The 22,102-nt window shown below is 59.8% G+C and carries 19 protein-coding genes, 2 pseudogenes and 1 other annotated feature; of the genes and pseudogenes, 15 read left to right on the forward strand and 6 right to left on the reverse strand.

What is annotated here, in order from left to right; genetic code table 11:
* Window positions 1–11: 11 nt before the first annotated feature.
* From PW843_08820 to PW843_08830, 3 genes are all read left to right on the forward strand, one after another.
* A complete protein-coding gene (locus PW843_08820) occupies window positions 12–146 on the forward strand; it encodes a hypothetical protein (protein ID MDE1146711.1) in 135 nt (44 codons plus the stop codon).
* Window positions 147–173: 27 nt separating this feature from the next.
* The gene (locus tag PW843_08825) at window positions 174–620 is read left to right on the forward strand and encodes a hypothetical protein (GenBank protein MDE1146712.1); all 447 of its coding nucleotides are present in this window, start codon (window positions 174–176) and stop codon (window positions 618–620) included.
* 66 nt (window positions 621–686) lie between these two features.
* Window positions 687–1,352, forward strand: coding sequence for a hypothetical protein (locus PW843_08830; protein MDE1146713.1), 666 nt, complete (start codon window positions 687–689; stop codon window positions 1,350–1,352).
* 12 nt (window positions 1,353–1,364) lie between these two features.
* Here the strand turns inward: PW843_08830 and PW843_08835 are convergent, their stop codons facing one another.
* On the reverse strand, window positions 1,365–1,532 hold the full coding sequence (locus PW843_08835; GenBank protein MDE1146714.1) for a hypothetical protein: 168 nt from the start codon (window positions 1,530–1,532) through the stop codon (window positions 1,365–1,367).
* Window positions 1,533–1,626: 94 nt separating this feature from the next.
* Here PW843_08835 and PW843_08840 point away from each other — a divergent pair.
* The 3 genes and pseudogenes from PW843_08840 (at window position 1,627) to PW843_08850 (ending at window position 3,630) form a co-directional block, all read left to right on the forward strand.
* A pseudogene (locus PW843_08840) lies at window positions 1,627–2,872 on the forward strand (IS3 family transposase).
* Window positions 1,908–2,024, forward strand: a sequence feature (AL1L pseudoknot). It overlaps the preceding pseudogene by 117 nt.
* A 40-nt stretch (window positions 2,873–2,912) precedes the next feature.
* Complete coding sequence (locus PW843_08845; protein MDE1146715.1) at window positions 2,913–3,266, forward strand: DNA/RNA non-specific endonuclease; 354 nt, start codon at window positions 2,913–2,915, stop codon at window positions 3,264–3,266.
* A gap of 139 nt (window positions 3,267–3,405) precedes the next feature.
* Window positions 3,406–3,630, forward strand: a complete 225-nt coding sequence (locus tag PW843_08850) for a hypothetical protein (GenBank protein ID MDE1146716.1) — start codon at window positions 3,406–3,408, stop codon at window positions 3,628–3,630.
* 185 nt (window positions 3,631–3,815) lie between these two features.
* On the opposite strand, the gene PW843_08855 is transcribed toward PW843_08850, so the two are convergent.
* Complete coding sequence (locus tag PW843_08855) at window positions 3,816–4,442, reverse strand: hypothetical protein (protein ID MDE1146717.1); 627 nt, start codon at window positions 4,440–4,442, stop codon at window positions 3,816–3,818.
* A gap of 467 nt (window positions 4,443–4,909) precedes the next feature.
* On the opposite strand from PW843_08855, the gene PW843_08860 reads away from it, so the two are divergent.
* Window positions 4,910–5,323, forward strand: a complete 414-nt coding sequence (locus PW843_08860; GenBank protein MDE1146718.1) for a hypothetical protein — start codon at window positions 4,910–4,912, stop codon at window positions 5,321–5,323.
* A gap of 766 nt (window positions 5,324–6,089) precedes the next feature.
* On the opposite strand, the gene PW843_08865 is transcribed toward PW843_08860, so the two are convergent.
* The gene (locus PW843_08865; GenBank protein MDE1146719.1) at window positions 6,090–6,650 is read right to left on the reverse strand and encodes a hypothetical protein; all 561 of its coding nucleotides are present in this window, start codon (window positions 6,648–6,650) and stop codon (window positions 6,090–6,092) included.
* A gap of 160 nt (window positions 6,651–6,810) precedes the next feature.
* Between PW843_08865 and PW843_08870 the strand changes: the two genes are divergently transcribed.
* Complete coding sequence (locus tag PW843_08870; protein MDE1146720.1) at window positions 6,811–8,016, forward strand: serine hydroxymethyltransferase; 1,206 nt, start codon at window positions 6,811–6,813, stop codon at window positions 8,014–8,016.
* Between the two features lie 103 nt (window positions 8,017–8,119).
* Here the strand turns inward: PW843_08870 and PW843_08875 are convergent, their stop codons facing one another.
* Together PW843_08875 and PW843_08880 are read right to left on the reverse strand one after the other, a co-directional pair.
* Window positions 8,120–9,574: a hypothetical protein gene (locus tag PW843_08875; GenBank protein ID MDE1146721.1), complete on the reverse strand. Its 1,455-nt coding sequence runs from the start codon at window positions 9,572–9,574 to the stop codon at window positions 8,120–8,122.
* Complete coding sequence (locus PW843_08880; protein MDE1146722.1) at window positions 9,571–10,989, reverse strand: DUF4365 domain-containing protein; 1,419 nt, start codon at window positions 10,987–10,989, stop codon at window positions 9,571–9,573. The genes PW843_08875 and PW843_08880 overlap by 4 nt, the downstream gene beginning before the upstream one ends.
* Before the next feature lie 199 nt (window positions 10,990–11,188).
* Between PW843_08880 and prpC the strand changes: the two genes are divergently transcribed.
* The 6 genes from prpC to PW843_08910 all read left to right on the forward strand — a co-directional run bounded on the left by prpC (window position 11,189) and on the right by PW843_08910 (window position 19,942).
* A complete protein-coding gene (gene prpC / locus PW843_08885; GenBank protein ID MDE1146723.1) occupies window positions 11,189–12,358 on the forward strand; it encodes a 2-methylcitrate synthase in 1,170 nt (389 codons plus the stop codon).
* 14 nt (window positions 12,359–12,372) lie between these two features.
* Window positions 12,373–13,044, forward strand: coding sequence for an aconitase family protein (locus PW843_08890; GenBank protein ID MDE1146724.1), 672 nt, complete (start codon window positions 12,373–12,375; stop codon window positions 13,042–13,044).
* Window positions 13,044–15,005, forward strand: a complete 1,962-nt coding sequence (acnA, locus tag PW843_08895) for an aconitate hydratase AcnA (GenBank protein MDE1146725.1) — start codon at window positions 13,044–13,046, stop codon at window positions 15,003–15,005. The genes PW843_08890 and acnA overlap by 1 nt, the downstream gene beginning before the upstream one ends.
* Window positions 15,005–16,210, forward strand: coding sequence for a 2-methylaconitate cis-trans isomerase PrpF (prpF, locus tag PW843_08900; protein ID MDE1146726.1), 1,206 nt, complete (start codon window positions 15,005–15,007; stop codon window positions 16,208–16,210). The genes acnA and prpF overlap by 1 nt, the downstream gene beginning before the upstream one ends.
* Before the next feature lie 19 nt (window positions 16,211–16,229).
* Window positions 16,230–17,090, forward strand: a complete 861-nt coding sequence (locus tag PW843_08905) for an isocitrate lyase/PEP mutase family protein (protein ID MDE1146727.1) — start codon at window positions 16,230–16,232, stop codon at window positions 17,088–17,090.
* Between the two features lie 245 nt (window positions 17,091–17,335).
* Window positions 17,336–19,942 carry a DEAD/DEAH box helicase family protein gene (locus PW843_08910; protein MDE1146728.1) on the forward strand — a complete coding sequence of 869 codons (2,607 nt, stop codon included), beginning with the start codon at window positions 17,336–17,338 and terminating at the stop codon, window positions 19,940–19,942.
* Between the two features lie 106 nt (window positions 19,943–20,048).
* Here the strand turns inward: PW843_08910 and PW843_08915 are convergent.
* Window positions 20,049–21,453: pseudogene (locus PW843_08915) on the reverse strand (short-chain fatty acyl-CoA regulator family protein).
* Window positions 21,454–21,622: 169 nt separating this feature from the next.
* On the opposite strand from PW843_08915, the gene PW843_08920 reads away from it, so the two are divergent.
* Window positions 21,623–22,042: an acyl-CoA thioesterase gene (locus PW843_08920; protein MDE1146729.1), complete on the forward strand. Its 420-nt coding sequence runs from the start codon at window positions 21,623–21,625 to the stop codon at window positions 22,040–22,042.
* The last annotated feature ends 60 nt before the right edge of the window (window positions 22,043–22,102 follow it).

Raw genomic sequence — 22,102 nt, forward strand, 5'->3', positions numbered from 1 at the left:
GAGCCCAGCCCATGTTTGACCGCAGCCGCGACACCATCGAACGCATCGACCCGGAACTGTACGCCGCGATCGCGGACGAGAACCGCCCGGAATGGTGGCGCAAAAACACCCAAATCAAAATCGCAGAGCGGGTGCCAGGCCGGTAGACTGATCCTGCAATAGCAGGAGCCAGCATGACGTCCCCTACAATAACGGCGCTTCTTGACCAGCGCCGGGACATCCTCCGAGATATGGCGATACTTCGGGATGAGATGGCCGAATGCGAGAAGGCCGTTCACCACCTGGACGCGGTGATACATTTGCTTGACCCCACAGTGGATCTTGCGGCCGTGACGCCGAAAAAGCACGTTACCTTTGATGAGATTTTCCGTCCAGGCGAAGCGCCATTGATGGCGCTTGATGCCCTGCGGGAAGCGAATACGGCCCTATCGACGACCGATATCCTGAAGGTGATGCTTGAGAAGAAGGGCGGACCCCGGCTTACACCCCGGCAATTCCAGGTCTTACTGCGAAAAATTAATGCCGGTCTGAATGGGCAATTCCGCAAAGGGTTGATTCGAAAAGCAGGACGTGATGGTGGACATGGTGCCAACCGAGCCGTAATCTGGCATTTAATATAGTTTACCTGAGGGCTGCGCGATATTTTATATATCACGGCACCCAATAGATATTATGGAGCATATTTAATGAAAAAAACAAAACTTACACAATTTCATCCCGTCATTATCGATCGTCTGCGCCGTATAACGCAACATGAGTTTGGGCACTATGTTGTTTCGCGCGCTCTTGGTTTTCGTACTGGCGGGATCAAAATTAGTATTAATTCGATGGATAGTTATCATGGATACTCTGAAACGAAATTAGCCGAATCCGGCCATTCAGCTGAAAGTATTATTGATTTGCTTCATCGCCGCGCAATAGTACTTTATGCCGGTGCATCAGCAGAAACTCTGCCCGGCCCTGGTCCAGTTTCTAATATTGTTAATGTAAAAGAGGCGAATCGCATCATCTGTGCGGACAATTTGGGGGCTCAAGACGATAATAAAAAGGCACAGGAAATTTTCCACATACTAAGGAATGCACATTACCCTCTTACTGACACGTCAGTAAAATCAAATTACCAAATAGAATTGGATACAATTTGTAGCGCCATATTTAATGATGCAGTCGTTCTTGTTAATAAGAATGCTGACAGGATCGTAGATTTGGCAAAGACCCTCGCTCAAAGGGCAAAATCTTTCCCCATTTCCCTGGAGATGGACGAGGCTACAATTGAAGCAATGCCCCTAGTCCAAGGGATCGTAAAAGCGCGCTTGTCAGAAGTCGGCCCACCTGGCGCGATAGTTAGTTGACGGAAAAGCTGTTCACACTCCCAACCGCGTCATCAACTCATCCAGCGACTCCGTGATCAGCAGCATGGCGCCGGTGCGCAAGGTGATGCAGGCGTTCATGGCGGTATCGTCGGCGTCAGAGATGCCGGCGATGAAGCTGGGGGCCAAGGCGTGCCGGCGGCCCGTCATATCGGTCACCATGACGAAAACCTCGCGTAGCGCCGGCGGCCGTTCTCTTCCAGTGAACCGCGCCGGGATTGTCGGAGGCTTCCACTCCTGAGAGACTGAAGCCACGATGAGCAAAACGACGAACAAGTTCTCCCCCGAAGTTCGGTCCCGCGCGGTGCGGCTAGTGTTGGATCACGAGAAGGACCATCCGTCCCGTTGGGCGGCGGTGATGTCGATCGCGGCGAAGATCGGCTGTTCGGGCCAGACGCTGAACGAATGGGTGAAGAAGGCCGAGGTTGAAGCTGGCACGCGAGCCGGTGTGCCCAGCGATGTGGCGGAACGGCTGAAGGCGCTGGAACGGGAGAACCGGGAACTGCGCCAAGCGAATGAGATCCTGCGCAAGGCGAGCGCGTATTTTGCGGCGGCGGAGCTCGACCGCCGGTTCAAGCCATGATCACCTTCATCGATGAGCATCGGGGTGCGCACGGGGTCGAGCCGATCTGCCAGGTGTTGCCGATCGCCCCATCCACCTACCACCGGCATGCGTCGCGGCGTTCCGACCCGGACCGCCTGCCGACCCGGACCGCCTGCCGACGCGGGCCAAGCGGGACACGCGGTTGAAGGTCGCGATACGGCGGGCGTTCGACGAGAACTTCGCCGTCTATGGCGTGCGCAAGGTCTGGCATCAGCTCAAGCGGGAGGGCCACGCCGTCGCGCGCTGCACGGTCGCCCGACTGATGCGGGACCTGGGTCTGCGAGGTGTGATCCGGGGCAAGCCAGTGAAGACGACGGTGAGCGACAAGGCGGCGCCCTGTCCATTGGACCATGTCAATCGGCAGTTCCATGCGCCCCAGCCGAACATGCTGTGGCTGTCGGACTTCACCTACGTTGCCACCTGGCAGGGCTTCGTCTACGTGGCCTTCGTCATCGACGCCTACGCCCGGCGCATCGTCGGCTGGCGGGTGTCGCGGACAGCCCATGCCGCCTTCGTGCTCGACGCCCTGGAGCAGGCCCTGCATGACAGGCGACCGGCCAAGCACGGCGGCCTGGTTCACCATTCGGACAGGGGCGTTCAATACGTCAGCATCAAGTACACCGAGCGCTTGGCCGACGCTGGGATCGAGCCCTCGGTCGGCAGCGTCGGCGACAGTTATGACAACGCCCTGGCGGAAACCATCAACGGCCTCTACAAGGCCGAGGTGATCCACCGGCGTGGGCCATGGCGATCCTTCGAGGCCGTCGAATACGCCACCCTGGAATGGGTCGATTGGTTCAACCACCGGCGGATCCTGGGGCCTATCGGCAACATCCCACCCGCCGAAGCTGAAGCGCGATTCCACACCATGATGGACACCCCGGCCATGGCCGCCTGACTCAAACCAAAACGCCTCCGACAATCCCGGCGCAGTTCAGTTGGAGGAAGTGACGCGAGCGTGGGCGCTGACTCGGGGACCGTTGGTCGTGATGGACGGCCCCATCTGGGGGGCCACTGTGGAGACCATCGGCGTCGACCAGGTGGGAGTGCCTGCGGCGTATTGGAAGGTGGTGGATGGATCCGGTCAGGTCGCCGCGTTCATCATGCAGAACGAGCCCACGGCAAAAGGCGACCTAGCCCCATACGCAGTGTCCATCGCTCAGGTGGAGGCTGCCGGAGGGCTTACGCTACCCCTGCCGGCCGGTGTGGATAGGGCCGCTGTCAGCGCGGTTTGGCCCGCCGATACGGAGGCGTTTCAGGAGCGCAAGCATTCGATTTGCCAGGTGCATTGACGGGGTTCGTCGCGACCTGGGGGCCACCAATCGTCCGGCCCTATCTCTCGGCTGCTAACGCGACAGCCACCAAAGAGCCGATTGACGAAAGGAACATAAAGAGAACATCCTTGGCGGCCATTCCATGTTGGAGGCCGCCATGACCCATACTGTCATCCCCACCACCTTGCTGATCTCCGCCCCTGACGCTGACCACGTTTCCCTCATGGTGGCAGACCTGACTAACCTCTACGGCACCCGTGTCCGCGTGGCTGACCGCTTCATCGAATCTAGCGCGTCCGGCACCGGTGATACCCATTGTGCTTCCGTTGAAATCATCGGCCGCGACCCTTGGCTGCGGCCGGCGGCCGGGGCTGCCGCCTGATTCCAGGAGGGCTACAAATCCTGTAACCGCGGCAGGGAATCGCTCGCCGGCGTTACCGACGCGATCACCCGGGGAACGGGATGGGGAGCCAACCGTCGCCTTTTTTGCGCCACGTCTCGCCGGTGTCGGCATTGATCATCAACCCTAATGACGAAGATGCCGTTTCGGCTGAATTGATAAAACGACTATGATTTCCTCGCTATCGCGGTTGCTATACGCGCCAATACGGGATGCGAAATATCAAAACTAGAAAAATATTCTGGCCTTGCTTTATGTAGGTCATAATAAAAATCAAGACATTGCTTTGGTTCTTCGCTTGGCGATTTTCGCTGAAATAGGCTGAAAAGCAACGTAGAAATGGGGCCTAATTTGCTCTCAATCATTGCATTTGTTAATTTCATTTCGTCGATTGTACTTTGGAACATGCACGCACCAACTCCGGCTTTTGCAATTTCATTTTCCTCCTGCGTAGAATCCATTGTATCCAGACTGAATTTAACAAAAAGCTCTTCTAATTCAGGAATGGCGCTTTGAATATCGGAATTAGTTAATGGACTTTTTAATAAGAAAGTGGTGACGCTCACTACCGTTAAAATAAAAAATGCACCACCAAGAACACCATTGGTACTAATTTTCTGATTATAGCATATTATTGAGAGTGAAGCTATTATTGCATTGATAAAAAATATTACAGCTTCAATATAATTACCAATAATACACTGATCAATTGACAATAATGCCCCTACCACGAAGATAAATATAGCGAATATGGCCGCATATCGAAATGGCACAATGGGTTCTAGATCAATCATCTTAATGCCCGTATATAGCTGTATTTGAACACAGCCTCAGTCGTTGCGCAGAGTTGCAAACACATTACAATATTCTAATTTATATTCCATATCAAAAAGCACCATGGCTCCGCTCGCCGTGGGGAGCGCCTATATCAGGAAATATTATTCTCACTACGCCTCGACGTCGTTTGTAGCTGCCTTCTTGAGGGCGATGAGAATCTGTGCGGGAGCGCAGCTATCGCAGGCCGCCTCAACTTTATAGGGCGGCTGGGTGACGGTGTTCCCGATCAAGGTGGCATCACCTAGCAGCGCGCTAGACGGTTGAAAATATGCGCAATCCCAAAGGTCAACCACAACTGCTATCACCCTGCTCTTTTGGGACCACAAAATGTCGTTGATGGTCGAAACTGGGGGCCGCATAGTTGGGATATCACAAGCAAGTTGCTGTGGTGCCCAAAGGGCTCTCCCTTAATCGTGAGGTCTATATGAAGTCCCCCTATGTGCCGCCTAAAAAGGCGGTGAATTCAGAGCTAATCATTCCGCTCGACAATCCACTGGCTGCGGCCAAGAAGATTGGTGATCAGTTCAATTTCACTCCAGGCTCTTATATCGCGACCGGTGATTGTCGTGATAGCCGCCAGAAGTTTGCTGTTTCGGGCGTTACGCCAACGGGTACCCAGGTACTCGTGGAAGTGGATCAAATTGCCCGCCCGGACGGGGCGCCCATGCAGAGCTTGCGGATGTCGAGTACTCCTGCGCCTGAAAACAACAATGACCAGCAGGCCATTGTTAGCGCAGCAACTCGGCATCTGAAAATGACCCAGCAGCGGGCGGGCTTGTTCGCTGACTGTAGCCAGCCGAAAGCGTCACGTCTGCTGAGGGCTTCCAAGAAGTCCTGAGAAGTAAGCACTTACCTAGACTGGGAATTTCCCAGCCTATAGCCCCTCCTTCCGGCTTGCGCGTCCTTCGAGCCTGGTTCCGGAACCAGCCCATATATCGCTCGAATACCGCTGGGAGTAACCAGCGGCTGCGCCTCTTCCAAACACGACCATGTATATATGCGGGGGTGGTCTATTTGGACCACCCCGTTGCTCTCTGTGGTCGCAATATTTGTTTAATTTGCTACCTATGGGAGATTTTCGCACAGAACTTGATTCCAAGGCAATGGGTAACCAAGCGGGCCATAACGGGCATTTAAATAGAATCATGGCCGGGAGTTCCCGGCTAATCATCCAAGTCTCGCGCAACGACTAAAATAATTAACAAAATAATCTATACGATTTACTTTATCGGCCTTCGCCTATTTAGCGTGCAAAAAGGAATGAAATGTATTCAATTACTTCAATGACATACCTAGCGGTAGCGAAAGCGAATTTAAAGTGCTGCAATGTTGGTACTCTTTACGAATGGCGGCGCACGTATTTTCTATACGTGAGTTTGCGGCCAGCTCCGGTTGGTTCGACTCCGTAGCAAACGAACACTAACACAGGCCGTCGGGCAATTTCAACAACTTTCTCAAACATCTGAAATGATCATGCGGGCGCGGCCAGAACTTCATCGCGAAGCCAGCGGAGAAACGCGGAAAAACACCCAAAAATAGGTTTATTATGGCAATAAACTTGATTTCATATACTGAGTTTAGCGTTGCTGCTGTCATCGTTATAGTCACAGAATCGCTCCTCCTAGCCGGGTGAGTTCTGCAGATACCATCCCCACCCAGATCCAGTAGACGGCGGGAGTGTATCCCGGCCCGCGATGCTGAGTCTTACCCTGCCGCTGAACGATGCCTTTCTGTGCTGCTGCAGAAAGGATGCCGTGAACATTTTGAAGTGTGCGGCGCCTACGCTCCGGCGCAAGGTTCAGGGCCCCTCTTTCACGCAGCAACGTCTCCAAGATTTCGACGGTGGTGAGCCGACAGCGGCTTTCTCGAAGGACCCGGAGGACACCGGCCCTCGTCTCGCCAGGCGTCAGAATCTCATGTCCGGGAATGAAGGTCCGGCGAGGGTATAACACAGCAACGTCGGTGTCGGGGGCGACGACCTTCAGCGCGCGCTCAACCGACTCGATTTCCGCCTCTTTTTGACGGACGATCAGAACCGCAGCACTTAGTTCGCCCAGTAACTTCTGATGAAGGGTGGCCAGGATATCGACCTGGGGAGTGACGGCCGGGGCACTTTCAACTGGCCGGGGAAGTTCAAGAATATCAACTGCGGCACCATCGACCATGGCCAAAGAATCCCCCTCGCAGCGCTCTGGTTTGTCCAGGTGGGCCCACAGGCAGTTCCCACGCCCGACGCTGCGTCGGCTTGTGGGGAGCCCGCCGCGCCAGGCGTGGGACCCTCCTATGGACTACCTGGGCAAACCTACCTCAGGGGATCAGAAAAAGTTGGGTGCGTTTGCGCCACCATTCCGGAACCGCCGGCAGGAGGACCATATCGAGCTGATCGCCTCGGAGAACTACACCTCCCCCGCCGTGATGGCGGCCCAGGGCTCCCAACTGACCAACAAGTACGCGGAAGGCTATCCCGGCAAGCGCTACTACGGCGGCTGTGAGCACGTCGACGTGGTGGAGCAGCTGGCCATCGACCGCGTGAAGGCGCTGTTCGGGGCGGAGGCGGCCAACGTCCAGCCCAACTCCGGCAGCCAGGCCAACCAGGCGGTGTTCTTCGCCACCCTGAAGCCCGGCGACACCATCCTGGGCATGAACCTGGCCGAAGGCGGGCACCTGACCCACGGCATGGCGCTGAACATGAGCGGCAAGTGGTTCAATGCCGTCAGCTATGGCCTGGATGCGAACGAAGACCTGGACTACGCCGCGCTGGAACGCCAGGCCTACCAGCACCGGCCCAAGCTCATCATCGCCGGCGCCTCCGCCTTCTCCCTGCGCATCGATTTCGAGCGCATCGCCCGCGTGGCCAAGGATGTGGGCGCCCTGTTCATGGTGGACATGGCCCACTACGCCGGCCTGATCGCCGCCGGCGTCTACCCCAACCCGGTGCCGCACGCCGACTTCGTCACCACCACCACGCACAAGAGCCTGCGCGGCCCCCGCGGCGGCGTCATCCTGATGCGGGCGGAGCACGAGAAAGCCATCAATTCCGCCGTCTTCCCCGGCCTGCAGGGCGGCCCGCTGATGCACGTCATCGCCGGCAAGGCCGTGGCCTTCAAGGAAGCGGCGGCGCCGGAGTTCCAGTCCTACCAGCGCCAGGTGGCCGACAACGCCGTGGCCCTGGCCACCACGCTAGCGGAACGCGGCCTGCGCATCGTCTCCGGCCGCGCGGAAAGCCACCTCATGCTGGTGGACCTGAGAGCCAAGGGCATCACCGGCAAGCGGGCCGAGGCCCTGCTGGGTACCGCCCACATCACCGTCAACAAGAACGCCATCCCCAACGACCCGGAAAAGCCCTTCGTCACCTCCGGCATCCGCCTGGGCACCCCGGCCATGACTACGCGCGGTTTCAAGGAGGCCGAGGCCCGTGCCGTCGGCAACCTAATCGCCGACCTGCTGGACGCGCCGGAGGACGAGGCCGTGAGCGCGCGGGTGCGCGAGCAGGTGGGAGAACTGACCCGAGCGTTTCCGGTTTATCGGTGATCAGTCTTGAAGGAAAGACCGCTCTGATGACAAGAATTACGGAATTGGAAACAAGAGATTTGCTTCGGTAGCGGATAGGAATTTGGAGTGTCAACCAAATTATTTAAATATAACGAGCGTAATCTGAACTGACTTTCTTGTCTGTTGTATATTTTAGAACCTCACCTACAGCGCGGGCCGCTCTAATGGGTATTGGTAATTTCTGGTTCATTTGAGTGGAATTCCAGTTAATTTTAGTCAATGATAGAACTTCGCTTGCGATCTGCGCAATAGTGCTGTCGCTACCAGGGTATGGACATAATAAAAGTGGCTTCGGATCGTATAGCCCTGGATAAGTTCCATAATATGGCATGCTACCATTTGTATACAGGAGCCCTTTCCCATCAAGCTCAACAAATGTGCCGCGCATCACAGGGTAGTTTCCATCCCGCAGAACTTTAACTGAGTAAGATTCTTGCACCCAGACAAGATCTCTAAGTTCTGTCCCTGCTTCATTTAGCGCCTCAAAAATACCATCCGCTTCCTCTTTTCTGAATCGAGATGTCTTTAGAACAATTACACGCGCCGGATAGTTCTTGTGATGGCTCTTATACGCACTGAGAGCACCGGCGACCAATTGGTTTGCGTCATCGTGCGTCATATAGGGATGACGACCACGGCTTTCGGTTTGCGCTCGCTTTCCTTTGAGGATAAATCCTCGCCCTCTTTCATCGAACATCTGGGCAGCACTAGTAAATAGTTGCTGCCCTCCCACTTCACGATAAAAGCTGATTCCGATGTAGCATGCCGTGAACTCACCGTCCTGCGGCATTTTTCGCCACGGAATGCGCCCCGTTCCCTTATAATAGAGAGTTGTAAGTAGGTTCCAAGTTCGGTCAGCTTGATCCTGAATCTTTCGAGCACTGCTCTCCTTTATCTTGCGTGGAATATTCGCCTTCTCATCGAATACATCCTCCCATGCAATCTGAATTGGGAAGCTCAAGCCCATAGCTTTCGCCTTAAGCATGCCGCGAAAATTAGGAGCATCCGATCCACCACTGTCATCTTTCTTAATCGTAACATCAGTATCGACCTTTGCATTCCACACACGCTCAATCAGGCTGATAGGCAGTGCTACGATGGCGACGTCAGGCCGATGGCGGCCTTCGTCGAGAGCCTGAAGTTCTTGAAGGATCTCATCCACCGCCATTTCGACAGCCTTGCCGTGATGAGGCTCCTTCCTGATTTTGTCGATCTTTGCCTGTGAAATGGCTGCCGTTGCGCCATCAGGAATATCGAATTTGCAGCGAAAAGGGTTCTGATTGCCTAGGCCTGGAAAATCAGGATGCAAATTTGGATGCTTTTCACTCTTCCCTTGGAACCCTGCGGCAGCTTCGATGAAAAATGTTTTTGTGTCCTCGACTGTCTTTGAACTTCCAACCACAGCGATTTTCACTACATCTCCCGTTGGGATTTGCAGTGGCCCAGCTTCAAACAAGCCCAATCGCGGATCGGGATGGTGGTGCTTGTCTCCGAATTCGAGATGCGGCTCTTCAAATATTTTTGTCTCGAATTTCATCCGAACAACCGCTCCTGCTTGCTCTCTGTCTCGGTCGTCGCCTTTTTAGGCGAACCCCAAACATCTTCCGGCACTCGTGTAGCAAGCGCTACAGTGGGTGGCTCACCGAATTTCAGGCGAGGGACGGAGGAGGTTTCTGCAAATAGACCTGCCGCATCTCGATCTGATTGGGTGAGGAAACGGTGCCACATGATGACTTGACCACGTAGAGAAGCGCTATTATCGAGCCGCTTCTTACCTGCCAAAAGTGCACCAGGATAGGAATGTGGAATAAATCCGTTAGTGGTAAAGAAATAAGTAGGATTAATAGCCAAATACCATTGATCAAAAATTCGCTCAAATCGAGGAATAAACGCATGGTGCCGAACAAAATCCACACGCGATTTGTCTATCTTACTAAATGAGACATTAACGACCTCAGTTGATGTTCTCTTTTTTGAGGATTCATAAGAAAAAGTACGGGATGTGTTTTCTGAATTTGCCCGGAAATAATACAATTTCCTATCTTTATTCCACACAAGTTCTGAGCGCACTTGATGATCGAACATCTTCCTTAAAAGATAGGAGAAGGTGTTTTGTTCATCATGATCCTCATGAAAAGCAAGAAATGTTGTATCAATGCCCTCGACTTGATCGGAATCTACAATGCGATGGCACGTATTCCCGCGAGGATCTGAAAATGACCAGAACGCTTCGCCTTTGATAACCCAGTCGAAGCGTGGGGACTCGTCAGCATCGAATAGGATCGCCAAGGCCTGCTGAGGCGTATAGGGTGTCGATGCGACAAACATTTCCGCAGGCAACGTTAATGGAAATATGTTGACTAGCGCTTCCTCACCACCGCCTAGCGGCGGAACATAATAACCGAAGCCAGCCTTAGGCACAGTCAACTCAGCAAGTCGATCTACTGCATTGACATCCAGAATATCAGTTTTTTTGTCAAAATATATTTTTCGGTCTTCTCGACTATGATCGGCAGATACTCCCTTCCAAAAATATGTCTCATCAGATCTACGGTATAGAACAATAATAATTGGGAGATTTGATCCACGCCAATAAGCCAGATCATCTGGGCGGAGCAAGTAGGTGAAGCCCACATCATCTTCTGAAGCATACCGAGAAGACTCAGTTGCCTTGACTTGCACCGCAATCATACGAGCAAGCGGCTTTCCGTTAGCCATTACCTCTGCGATGCCGTCTATGCCAGCCTCTAGCCGTGAGCGGCCATCAAACTGAAAGCCCATATTTAGAAAGCGCAAACGGACGGCCGCTTCGCCGATCTCGCCAAGAAGTTGGTTCGACGTGATGGTTTTAGTCATAGCCTGAGAGTAGAACAATTCAAGCACGCCGTTAAGCATTTTCGGCTGAATCTCACCACCTCCGCCCGCCCGTACATAGGTAACGTGGAACTGCATTTCAGCCTTTAGACTCCCCCACCCATCAGTAACGCCCCCCTTCGCAACCTTCGCTAATTCGCAAGCCCCTCTCGGCAAATCTCCACCATTTCAGCCATTCACCGGACAGGCTCCCCTCCCGATGATGCCGCCCGAACGGCGAAGGACCGGCACGCCGCCGCCCCGTCGCCCCACGGCATCTTCGAACAGGAACGCCCCGATGAACGCGATCGCGCCTGAGCCCGCCACGCCGACCCCCTTCAAGCCCAAGAAGTCCGTCGCCCTGTCGGGTATCGCCGCCGGCAACACCGCGCTGTGCACCGTGGGCAAGTCGGGTAACGACCTGCACTATCGCGGCTATGACATCCTGGACATCGCCGAGCGCTGCGAATTCGAGGAAGTGGCCTACCTGCTGGTGCACGGCAAGCTGCCGACCGGGGCGGAACTGCGGGCCTACAAAGCCAAGCTGAAGGCCCTGCGTGGCCTGCCCGCCAGCGTGAAGCAGGCGCTGGAATCCCTGCCGGCCTCCGCCCACCCCATGGACGTGATGCGCACCGGCGTCTCCGCCTTGGGCTGCGCCCTGCCGGAGAAGGACGACCACAACATCCCCGGCGCCCGCGACATCGCCGACCGCCTGATGGCCTCTCTGGGCTCCATGCTGCTGTACTGGTACCACTGGTCCGCCAACGGCAAGCGCATCGAGGTGGAGACAGACGACGCGTCCATCGGTGCCCACTTCCTGCACCTGCTGCACGGCCGGGCTCCGTCGCCGGCATGGGAGCGGGCGATGCACACCTCCCTCATCCTCTATGCCGAGCATGAGTTCAACGCCTCCACCTTCACCGGCCGGGTGATCGCCGGCACGGGCTCCGACCTGTATTCGGCCGTCACCGGCGCCATCGGCGCGCTGCGGGGGCCCAAGCACGGCGGCGCCAACGAGGTCGCGTTCGAGACCCAGAAGCGCTACGAGACGCCGGACGAGGCGGAGGCCGACATCCGCGCCCGGGTCGAGCGCAAGGAGGTGGTGATCGGCTTCGGCCACCCGGTCTACACCGTCTCCGACCCACGCAATGAGGTCATCAAGCGCGTCGCCCACAGCCTGTCGGTGGAGGCGGGCTCCACCCGCATGTTCGACATCGCCGCCCGGCTGGAGGCGGTGATGTGGGAGGTGAAGCGCATGTTCCCCAACCTCGATTGGTTCAGCGCCGTCAGCTATCACATGATGGGCGTGCCCACGGCCATGTTCACCCCGCTGTTCGTCATCGCCCGCACCTCCGGCTGGGCGGCGCACATCATCGAGCAGCGCATCGACAACAAGATCATCCGCCCCAGCGCCAACTATGTCGGGCCGGACGACCGCGCCTTCGTGTCCCTGGACCAGCGCCAATAAGGGCGGGACCAGTGATGAACTCCCCCTACCGCAAGCAGCTGCCCGGCACGGCGCTGGACTATTTCGACGCGCCGGCCGCCGTGGACGCCCTCCGCCCCGGTGCCTGGGCCTGCCTGCCCTACGTCTCCCGCGTGCTGGCGGAGCAGCTGGTGCGCCGCTGTGACCCCGCGCTGCTGACCGACGCGCTCCGCCAACTGGTGGAGCGGCGGCGCGACCTGGATTTCCCCTGGTACCCGGCCCGCGTCGTCTGCCACGACATCCTGGGCCAGACGGCCCTGGTGGACCTGGCGGGCCTGCGGGACGCCATCGCGGACCAGGGCGGCGACCCGGCCAAGGTCAACCCGGTGGTGCCGACGCAGCTGATCGTGGACCATTCCCTGGCCGTCGAATACGCCGGCCATGATCCCCGGGCGTTCGAGAAGAACCGCGCCGTGGAGGACCGCCGCAATGAGGACCGCTTCCACTTCATCGACTGGACCAAGCGCGCCTTCGAGAACGTGGATGTCATCCCCGCCGGCAACGGCATCATGCACCAGATCAACCTGGAGAAGATGTCGCCGATCATCCAGGTGCGCGACGGCGTCACCTTCCCCGACACCTGCGTCGGCACCGACAGCCACACGCCGCACGTCGACGCCCTGGGCGTCATCGCCATCGGCGGGGCGGGCTGGAGGCGGAAACGGTGATGCTGGGCCGCGCCTCGATGATGCGCCTGCCCGACATCGTCGGCGTCCGCCTGACCGGCCGGCGCCAGCCGGGCATCACCGCCACCGACATCGTGCTGGCCCTGACGGAGTTCCTGCGGAAGGAGCGCGTGGTCGGCGCCTGGCTGGAGTTCTTCGGCAATGGCGCCGCCAGCCTGTCCATCGGCGACCGGGCCACCATTTCCAACATGTGCCCGGAATACGGCGCCACGGCGGCCATGTTCCACATCGACCGCCAGACCATCGAGTATCTGACGCTGACCGGCCGTGAGCCGGAACAGGTGGCCCTGGTCGAGACCTACGCCCGGACCCTGGGCCTGTGGGCCGACGCGCTGGACAGCGCGGAGTATGAGCGGGTGCTGGCCTTCGACCTCGCCAGTGTCGAGCGCACCATGGCCGGCCCCTCTAACCCGCACAAACGCCTACCCACCGCCGCCCTGAAGGAACGCGGCATCGCCGTGAACCTGGACGGGGCGCTGGCGGAGGAGCGCCAGGGCCTGCTGCCCGACGGCGCCGTCATCATCGCCGCCATCACCAGCTGCACCAACACCTCCAACCCGCGCAACGTGGTGGCCGCCGGCCTGCTGGCCCGCAAGGCCAACGCCCTGGGCCTGGTGCGCAAGCCCTGGGTCAAGACCAGCTTCGCCCCCGGTTCCAAGGTGGCGCGGCTGTACCTGGAGGAGGCCGGGCTGCTGGCCGACCTGGAGGCGCTGGGCTTCGGCATCGTCGCCTACGCCTGCACCACCTGCAACGGCATGTCCGGCACGCTGGATCCCGCCATCCAGCGGGAGATCGTGGAACGCGACCTCTATGCCACCGCCGTGCTGTCGGGCAACCGCAACTTCGACGGCCGCATCCACCCCTATGCTAAACAGGCCTTCCTGGCCTCGCCCCCCCTGGTGGTGGCCTACGCCATCGCCGGCACGGTACGCTTCGACATCGAAACCGACGCGCTGGGCACGGACCGGGACGGCCGGCCGATCACGCTGAAGGATCTGTGGCCCACGGACGCGGAGATCGACGCCATCGTCGCCGCCAGCGTGAAGCCGGAGCAGTTCCGTGCGGTGTATGAGCCCATGTTCGGCGCCCGCCGCGCGGTGGAAAAGGTCAGCCCGCTGTACGACTGGCGTCCCGCGTTCACCTACATCCGCCGCCCGCCCTATTGGGATACGGAGGGGGTGGGCGCCCTGGCCGCGACCCCGCGCACCCTGACCGGCATGCGGCCCCTGGCCATCCTGCCGGACAACATCACCACCGACCATCTGTCGCCCTCCAACGCCATCCTGGCCAACTCGGCGGCCGGCGAGTATCTGGCCCGCATGGGCCTGCCGGAGGAGGACTTCAATTCCTACGCCACCCACCGCGGCGACCACCTGACCGCCATGCGCGCCACCTTCGCCAATCCGCAGCTGGTCAATGAGACGGCGGTGGTGGATGGGGCGGTGAAAAAGGGCTCCCTGGCCCGCCTGGAGCCCGACGGCCGGGTCATGCGCATGTGGGAGGCGATCGAGACCTACCTGGACCGCCGACAGCCGCTGATCATCATCGCCGGCGCCGACTACGGCCAGGGGTCCAGCCGCGACTGGGCCGCCAAGGGTGTGCGCCTGGCCGGGGTGGAGGCCATCGTGGCCGAGGGGTTCGAGCGCATCCACCGCACCAACCTGATCGGCATGGGCGTGCTGCCGCTGGAGTTCAAGGTCGGCACTACCCGCTTGACGCTGGGCCTGGACGGCACCGAGACCTATGACGTGATCGGCGACCGCCAGCCTGGCGCCGACCTGGCCCTGGTCATCCACCGCCGCAATGGCGACACTGTCCAGGTGCCGGTGACCTGCCGCCTGGACACGGCCGAGGAAGTGTCGATCTATGAGGCGGGCGGTGTGCTGCAGCGCTTCGCCCAGGATTTCCTGGCCTCGGAAGGCGCTGAGAGGAAGGCCGTCTGATGACATCAGCCCCGCAAATCCGCATCCCCGCCACCTATATGCGCGGCGGCACCAGCAAGGGCGTGTTCTTCCGCCTGGATGACCTGCCGGAACGCTGCCAGGTGCCGGGGCCGGCGCGCGACCGCCTGTTCCTGCGGGTGATCGGCAGCCCCGACCCCTATGCCAAGCACACCGACGGCATGGGCGGCGCCACCTCCAGCACCAGTAAATGCGTGATCCTGTCCAGAAGCACACGGGCCCACCACGACGTCGACTATCTCTATGGCCAGGTGGCCATCGACAGCGCCTTCGTCGACTGGTCCGGCAACTGCGGCAACCTATCGACGGCGGCCGGCGCTTTCGCCCTGCACGCCGGCCTGGTCGACCCGGCGCGCATTCCGGAAAACGGCGTGTGCGTGGTCCGCATCTGGCAAGCCAAGATCGGCAAAACCATCATCGCCCATGTGCCGGTGACCAACGGCCAGGTCCAGGAGACCGGCGATTTCGAGCTGGACGGCGTCACCTTCCCGGCGGCCGAGATCGTGCTGGAGTTCCTCGACCCAGCGGATGAGGGCGACGGCGATAGCGGCGGTGCGATGTTCCCCACCGGCAACCTGGTGGACGTGATGGAAGTGCCGGAAGCGCTGGTCCCCGGCGGCCGGTTGCAGGCCACGCTGATCAACGCCGGCATCCCCACCATCTTCGTCAACGCCACCGACATCGGCTACACCGGCACGGAATTGCAGGGCGCCATCAACGGCGACGCCCAGGCGCTCGCCCGGTTCGAGGCCTTGCGGACCATCGGCGCCCTGCGCATGGGCCTGATCAAGGATGTGAGCGAGGCGCCCAAGCGCCAGCACACGCCCAAGATCGCCTTCGTGGCACCCCCGGCCGACTACCTCGCGTCCAGCGGCAAGGCCATCCGGGCCGGCGACGTCGATCTGCTAGTCCGCGCCCTGTCCATGGGCAAACTGCACCACGCCATGATGGGCACGGCGGCGGTGGCCATCGCCACAGCGGCGGCGGTGCCCGGCACCCTGGTCAACCTGGCCGCTGGCGGTGGTGACCGCACCGCAGTCCGCTTCGGCCATCCCTCCGGCACCCTGCGCGTCGGTGCCGAGGCCAAGCAGGTCGACGGGCAATGGACCGTCACCAAGGCCGTCATGAGCCGCAGCGCCCGCATCCTGATGGAAGGCTGGGTCCGCGTGCCCGCCGACTCCTTCTGATCTTCAAGGAAGAAAAGCAATGTCCACTCGCAAGCAGCTCAAGGCCCTGGTGGAGGCGCGCCGCGGCGTCATCGTCCCCGGCGCGTTCAACGCCCTGTCCGCCAAGGTGGTGGAGGACCTGGGGTTCGAGGCCATTTACGTCACCGGCGCCGGCGTCACCAACATGTGGTTCGGCATGCCCGACCAGGGCTTCATGGGCCTGGCGGAGATCGCCGACCACACCGCCCGCATCCGCGACACGGTGAACGTCCCCCTGCTGGTCGACGCCGACACCGGCTTCGGCAACGCGCTCAACGTCTATCACACCGTGCGCACGCTGGAGCGGGCGGGTGCGGACTGCATCCAGCTGGAGGACCAGGTGGCGCCCAAGCGCTGCGGCCACTTCTCCGGCAAGGAGGTCATCTCCATCGAGGAGGCCGTCTCCAAGATCAAGGCGGCGGTGGACGCCCGCCGCGACCCGGACCTGATGATCATGGCCCGCACCGACGCCGCCGCCGTCCACGGCTTCGACGCCGCCATCGACCGCGCGGCGCAGTTCGCCGAAGCCGGCGCCGACATCCTGTTCGTGGAGGCGGTCACGACGGCCGACGAGGTTCGCGCCCTGCCGCAGCGCCTGGCCAAGCCGCAGCTGATGAACATGGTCATCGGCGGCAAGACCCCCATCTTCAACGCCACCGACCTGGCCGACCTCGGCTACGGCATCGTCCTCTACGCCAACGCCGCCCTGCAGGGTGCCGTGACCGGCATGCAGAAGGCCCTGACCGTGCTGCGCGACGAAAAAGAGGTCAAGGAATCCAGCGGCCTGGTCGCCCCCTTCGCCGAACGCCAGCGCCTGGTGGGCAAGCCGGAGTGGGATGCGCTGGAGCGGCGGTATAGCTGATGCCTCAGGATGGTAAGGGGCTCGTGTGCGCCAACTCATAGGCTGAAAAGAGGTCCCCGACTGACCTGCACTATCGACGGATCACCGAGATCGGCGACGTAGCAAGTGGCTTTTCCGGAGTGGCCGTCGCAGACGGGCCCACGGCCATCTGGCTGCAAATCTGTGCGTTAGTGCAACTTTTTCCTCCAAAGACTCATCTAAGTTGTGGCAATACTCGAAATAATTTTCATGTCTCGGGGTTAGCCATGGCATTCAAGCCGCCATCCGTCCAGTCCATCGTGCCCGAGAGCCCGGACCGTCTCTTTCGAGATCTCCCTCGGCGAAAGCACCCGAGCCTATACGACCATCAGGGCCAGATCCTGCGAACCTACGTGGCTCAGGCCGTAGATGCACCGGATGTGGCACTCCAACTACCAACGGGTAGCGGTAAAACGCTCGTCGGACTCCTCGTGGCGGAGTGGCGTCGTCGCAAGAACCGTGAGCGCGTGGTCTATCTTTGCCCTACTCGCCAGCTCGTAAACCAGGTCGTAACAGAAGCGTCTTCGAAGTACGGCCTAACGGTGGAGCCGTTTACAGGTCGGATCGTAAATTATGCCCCCGAGGCCAAGGCAGCCTACCAGAACGCGGACCGTGTGGCCGTTACCACCTACAGCAGCCTCTTCAACACCAATCCGTTCTTCACGGACCCAGAAGTCATCATCATCGACGACGCGCATGCGTCGGAGAATTACATTGCTAGCACCTGGACCTTGCGGATCAGCCGATTTGAAGAGAAAGACGAGATCCTCTTTAAAGCCGTTGCGGGCGTGCTCAAAAGCATTCTCGATGACACCAATTATCGGCGCCTAACCGGCGTCTCGCATTCAGTCAACGATGTGACATGGGTGGACAAGATCCCCACGCCCCAACTTGCAGCCATTGCCAGTGAACTGCATGCGGCAATAAGCGAGAACATTGACGAAAGCGAACAGCGCTATTCCTGGCGAATGATCGGCGACCATCTCAAAGCTTGCCAACTCTATGTCTCTTCCTCGGAGGTGCTGATCCGCCCGCTGATCCCACCGACATGGAGTCACACGCCTTTTAATGGCGCCACCCAACGCATCTTTATGTCAGCGACCCTCGGTGCTGGCGGTGACCTAGAGCGGCTGACCGGCCGCCCGAAGATCAAACGCCTACCTATTCCCGAGGGCTGGGATCGGCAGGGCATTGGTCGTCGCTTTTTCATTTTCCCCGAAAAAACCCTGAAGGAAAACGAGATCAGCAGCCTCCGGCGGTCGCTGATGACAGCTGCAGGGCGCAGCCTCGTGCTTACACCCAGCAACGACGGAGCGGATGTCATCACCGCAGATGTTGAAGAGAAACTCAAATATCCGGTTTTTTCAGGCGAGGATTTAGAGGACCGCAAAGCCGATTTCGTCGCCGCCTCACCCGCCGTCGCAGTGGTGGCAAATAGGTATGATGGGATCGATTTCCCAGACGATGATTGCCGCCTCCTCTTCGTGGAGGGGCTACCCCGCGCCACTAACCTTCAAGAACGGTTCGTCATGAACCGAATGGGTGCAAATATTCTATTTAACGAAAGGGTGCAGGCCCGCGTCTTACAGGCGGTTGGTCGTTGCACTCGGGGCTTGAACGACTATTCGGCAGTCGTTGTGACAGGTGAAGATCTACCCGCTTACCTCACCGATCGGAAGCGCCGCGGCTTCTTCCACCCCGAACTGCAGGCTGAGCTTGAGTTTGGCATTGAGCAATCGACGAGTGACCTATCGAATAACGTCACGGCTGAGACTATCCTCGAGAACTTCAACATCTTTCTTGAGCACGAGGCCGAATGGGAGGGAGCGAACCAGGGTATTCTAGAGTCGCGGGACAAGGCCACCCAAGCGCCATTTCCGGCCATGGATGATTTGTCCAATGCGGTACCGCACGAGATCGCTTGGCAACGGGCCTTATGGGACGAAGACTACAGCAAGGCCTTTGAAGCCGCGCGGGATGTCCTTGGCTTGCTGACTAACCCAGACCTGCGAGGGTACCGGGCATTATGGCATTATCTGGCTGGTAGTGCTGCACAACTCGCTGCTAACGACGGCGATACGGCTCTCCAGGCCCAGGCCAAGGCCCAGTTCCGGCAGGCCAAGGAAGCGTCTTCGGGCATTACTTGGCTTGTTGGGCTTGCGCGTGCCAGCGGGATTCCACCTACTGCCGAGGAGAGCCAGCACGCGGCGGTGATGGCCCAAGTCGAACGCCTTGAAGCGTATCTCCACAAGCTCGGGACAGTTCACAATCGGGCCTTCTCGGCACGCGAGAAGAAAATCAGGGAAGGTCTCGCGACGGGCGCTGACTTCGAAACCGCTCAAGTTCTCTTAGGGGAGCACCTGGGTTTCGAAGCGGGTAAAAAGGAAGAGGATGCCTCGCCTGATCCCTGGTGGCGTATTGGCGAATTTGCCTTCGTTTTTGAAGATCATGCCAACGCCAGTGCTGACGCATTTATAGACGCCACCAAGGCTCGCCAAGCCGCATCTCACCCCGACTGGCTACGAGAGCATGTTCCGGGAACGGCCGGTGCCAACATCCAGTCGGTCCTGGTTAGTCCAGTCAGCAAAGCGAAGAAGGGCGCTATGCCTCACCTCGGGCGCGTCACATTCTGGGGTTTGACCGATTTTCGGAGCTGGTCGGACAAAGCACTGGAAGCCATGCGGGAACTTCGGCGCGAGTTTGTAGAGTCTGGTGATCTTGCGTGGCGCGCCCAGGCCGCTCAGAAACTCCAAGAGATTCGGGCGGACGCCCCTAGCTTGAGCGCCTGGCTATCCGCTCGTCCAGCGAAGGCGCTCCTTAAAGAGGTGTTGTGATGTGATCTGAACAGCTTTTGCGAGATACGATGGTTTTCTCACCTCGTGCCTTCCAAACCGGTCGAGCAGAAGTCAGTCCCACGATGGTCATACTAAATTCGCGCCCTTATTTTCGGCCTCGGTAGGGCGTGATCGACGCCACGGCCTCATCCACCACCAGCGGCTTGTCGATCGCCGGGAAGGCCCGCTGGGCACAGTCAGCGCGTTCACAAACCTTGCAGCCGGCCCCGATGGGCGTGGCGGCGTCCGGGTCCGACAGGTCCATGCCCTTGGCGTAGACCAGCCGGTCGGCGTGGCGAATGTCGCAGCCCAGGCCAATGGCGAACTGCTTGGCCGGGGCGCCATAGCCGCCGGCGCCGTGGGTGACGGTGCGCGCCACCCACAGGTACTGCCGCCCCTCCGGCATCACCGCCCGCTGGGTCAGGATGCGGCCGGGCTGGGCGAAGGCCTCATAGACGTTCCACAGGGGGCAGGAGCCGCCGACGCGGGAGAAGTGGAAGTCGGTCGCCGACTGCCGCTTGGAAATGTTGCCCGCCCGGTCCACCCGCACGAAGAAGAAGGGCACGCCGCGCGCGTCCGGCCGTTGCAGGGTGGAGAGGCGGTGGCAGATGGTCTCGAACCCCACGCCGAACTGCCGCTCCAGCCGCTCGATATCGTAACGCACGGCCTCCGCGGCGGCGAGGAACGGCTGGTAGGGCAGCAGCACGGCGCCAGCAAAGTAGTTGGCCAGGCCAATGCGGGCGAGGCCGCGCGCCTCCTCGCCGGAGAAGTTGGCCTGGGCCGTCAGGCGGTCCAGCGCCTCGTCGTGTTCCAGGAAGGCCAGCTGGGCGGCCATATGGAAGGCACGCTGGCCCGCCGTCAGGTCGGGCGACAGATGCAGGATACGGTTAGCCGCGTCGTAGCGGCGGGAGGTGCGCTCCCCGGCACCACTGCCCTCCGCCGATACCCGCACGTCGTGGCGGCGGGCGAGATGGGTCTGTAGCCCCGGCGCCATGGTGCCGATGGCGAGGTTGGCCGCGTGGAACAGCGCCTCGGCCTTCGTATCCAGGACATCGATGTGGTTGTGGTGGGCGGCGAAGAAGTCCCGCACCTCCTCGAACGGCATCAGTGGCTTGGGCGTGCCCCGCCAGTCCTCGCCCAGCAGGGTCGACACCTGCTCCAGCCGCCCAACCATGTCGCGGTAGCGGCCCTGCAGGGTCAGCAGCACCCGGCCCACCGCCGGCATGGTGCTGGCCAGTTCCTTCAATTCGGCCAGGGCGATGCCTTCGCCCACGCCGGCCTCAGTCGGCGCGTCGCGCATCGCGCATCGCGGCGACCAGGCGCGCCTCCTCATCCTCGGAGAACAGCTGCACGTCGACGCCGAAGACGGCGTTGATCTTCAACAGCACGAGCACCGTCAGGGGCCGCAGGTTCTGCTCCAGCTGGTTCAGGTAGCTGGGCGACAGCTCCAGCGCGCGGGCCAGGGCCGCCTGGGTCAGGCCCTTTTCCTCGCGCAACCGCCGCAGGCGCACGCCGACGAACTGTTTTTACATGATCGGTCATCCACAACATTCGCAGGTTCGCGAGATCGTATTCGCTAATCTTCGCTACTTCAGGCGTTTCAGCGCTTTTCTTTTGCGAATATTGAGAATGCTGGCGCCAATGGCAAGTGTGATCAAGGGGTGTGCGATGAACCCGGACATGACCAGCGAGACCACCCCGGTCCCGGCCGAAGCGCCGACCTTGACCGAGATGGTGTTCCCCGGGCTGGCGAATCATTACGGCACGCTGTTCGGCGGCCAGGCGCTGAACCTGATGGGCAAGGCCGCCTTCATCGCCGCCAGCCGGCGGGCCGGCTGCGACGTCGTCATGGTCGCCACCGACAAGGTGGTGTTCCACCGGCCGGTCCCCGTCGGCCATGTGCTGGAACTGACAGCGCGGGTGGTGCGTACCGGCCGCTCCTCCATGACCGTGGCCGTCAGCGGGCGAAGCCGCCCACCCCAGGGCGGTGGGGGCGACCATGCGCTGGAGGGGCTCTTCGAAATGGTCGCCGTTGATGCCGATGGGCGCCCCCAACCCGTCTTCGCCCAACCCACCGACAAAACCAGCGCGCGCCGCTAATTATTATATTTGTGATTAATCTGGGATTATCCACCCATATTCCCCACATTGATCCATAAT

The organism is Azospirillaceae bacterium, assembly GCA_028283825.1.
GTDB lineage: Bacteria > Pseudomonadota > Alphaproteobacteria > Azospirillales > Azospirillaceae > Nitrospirillum.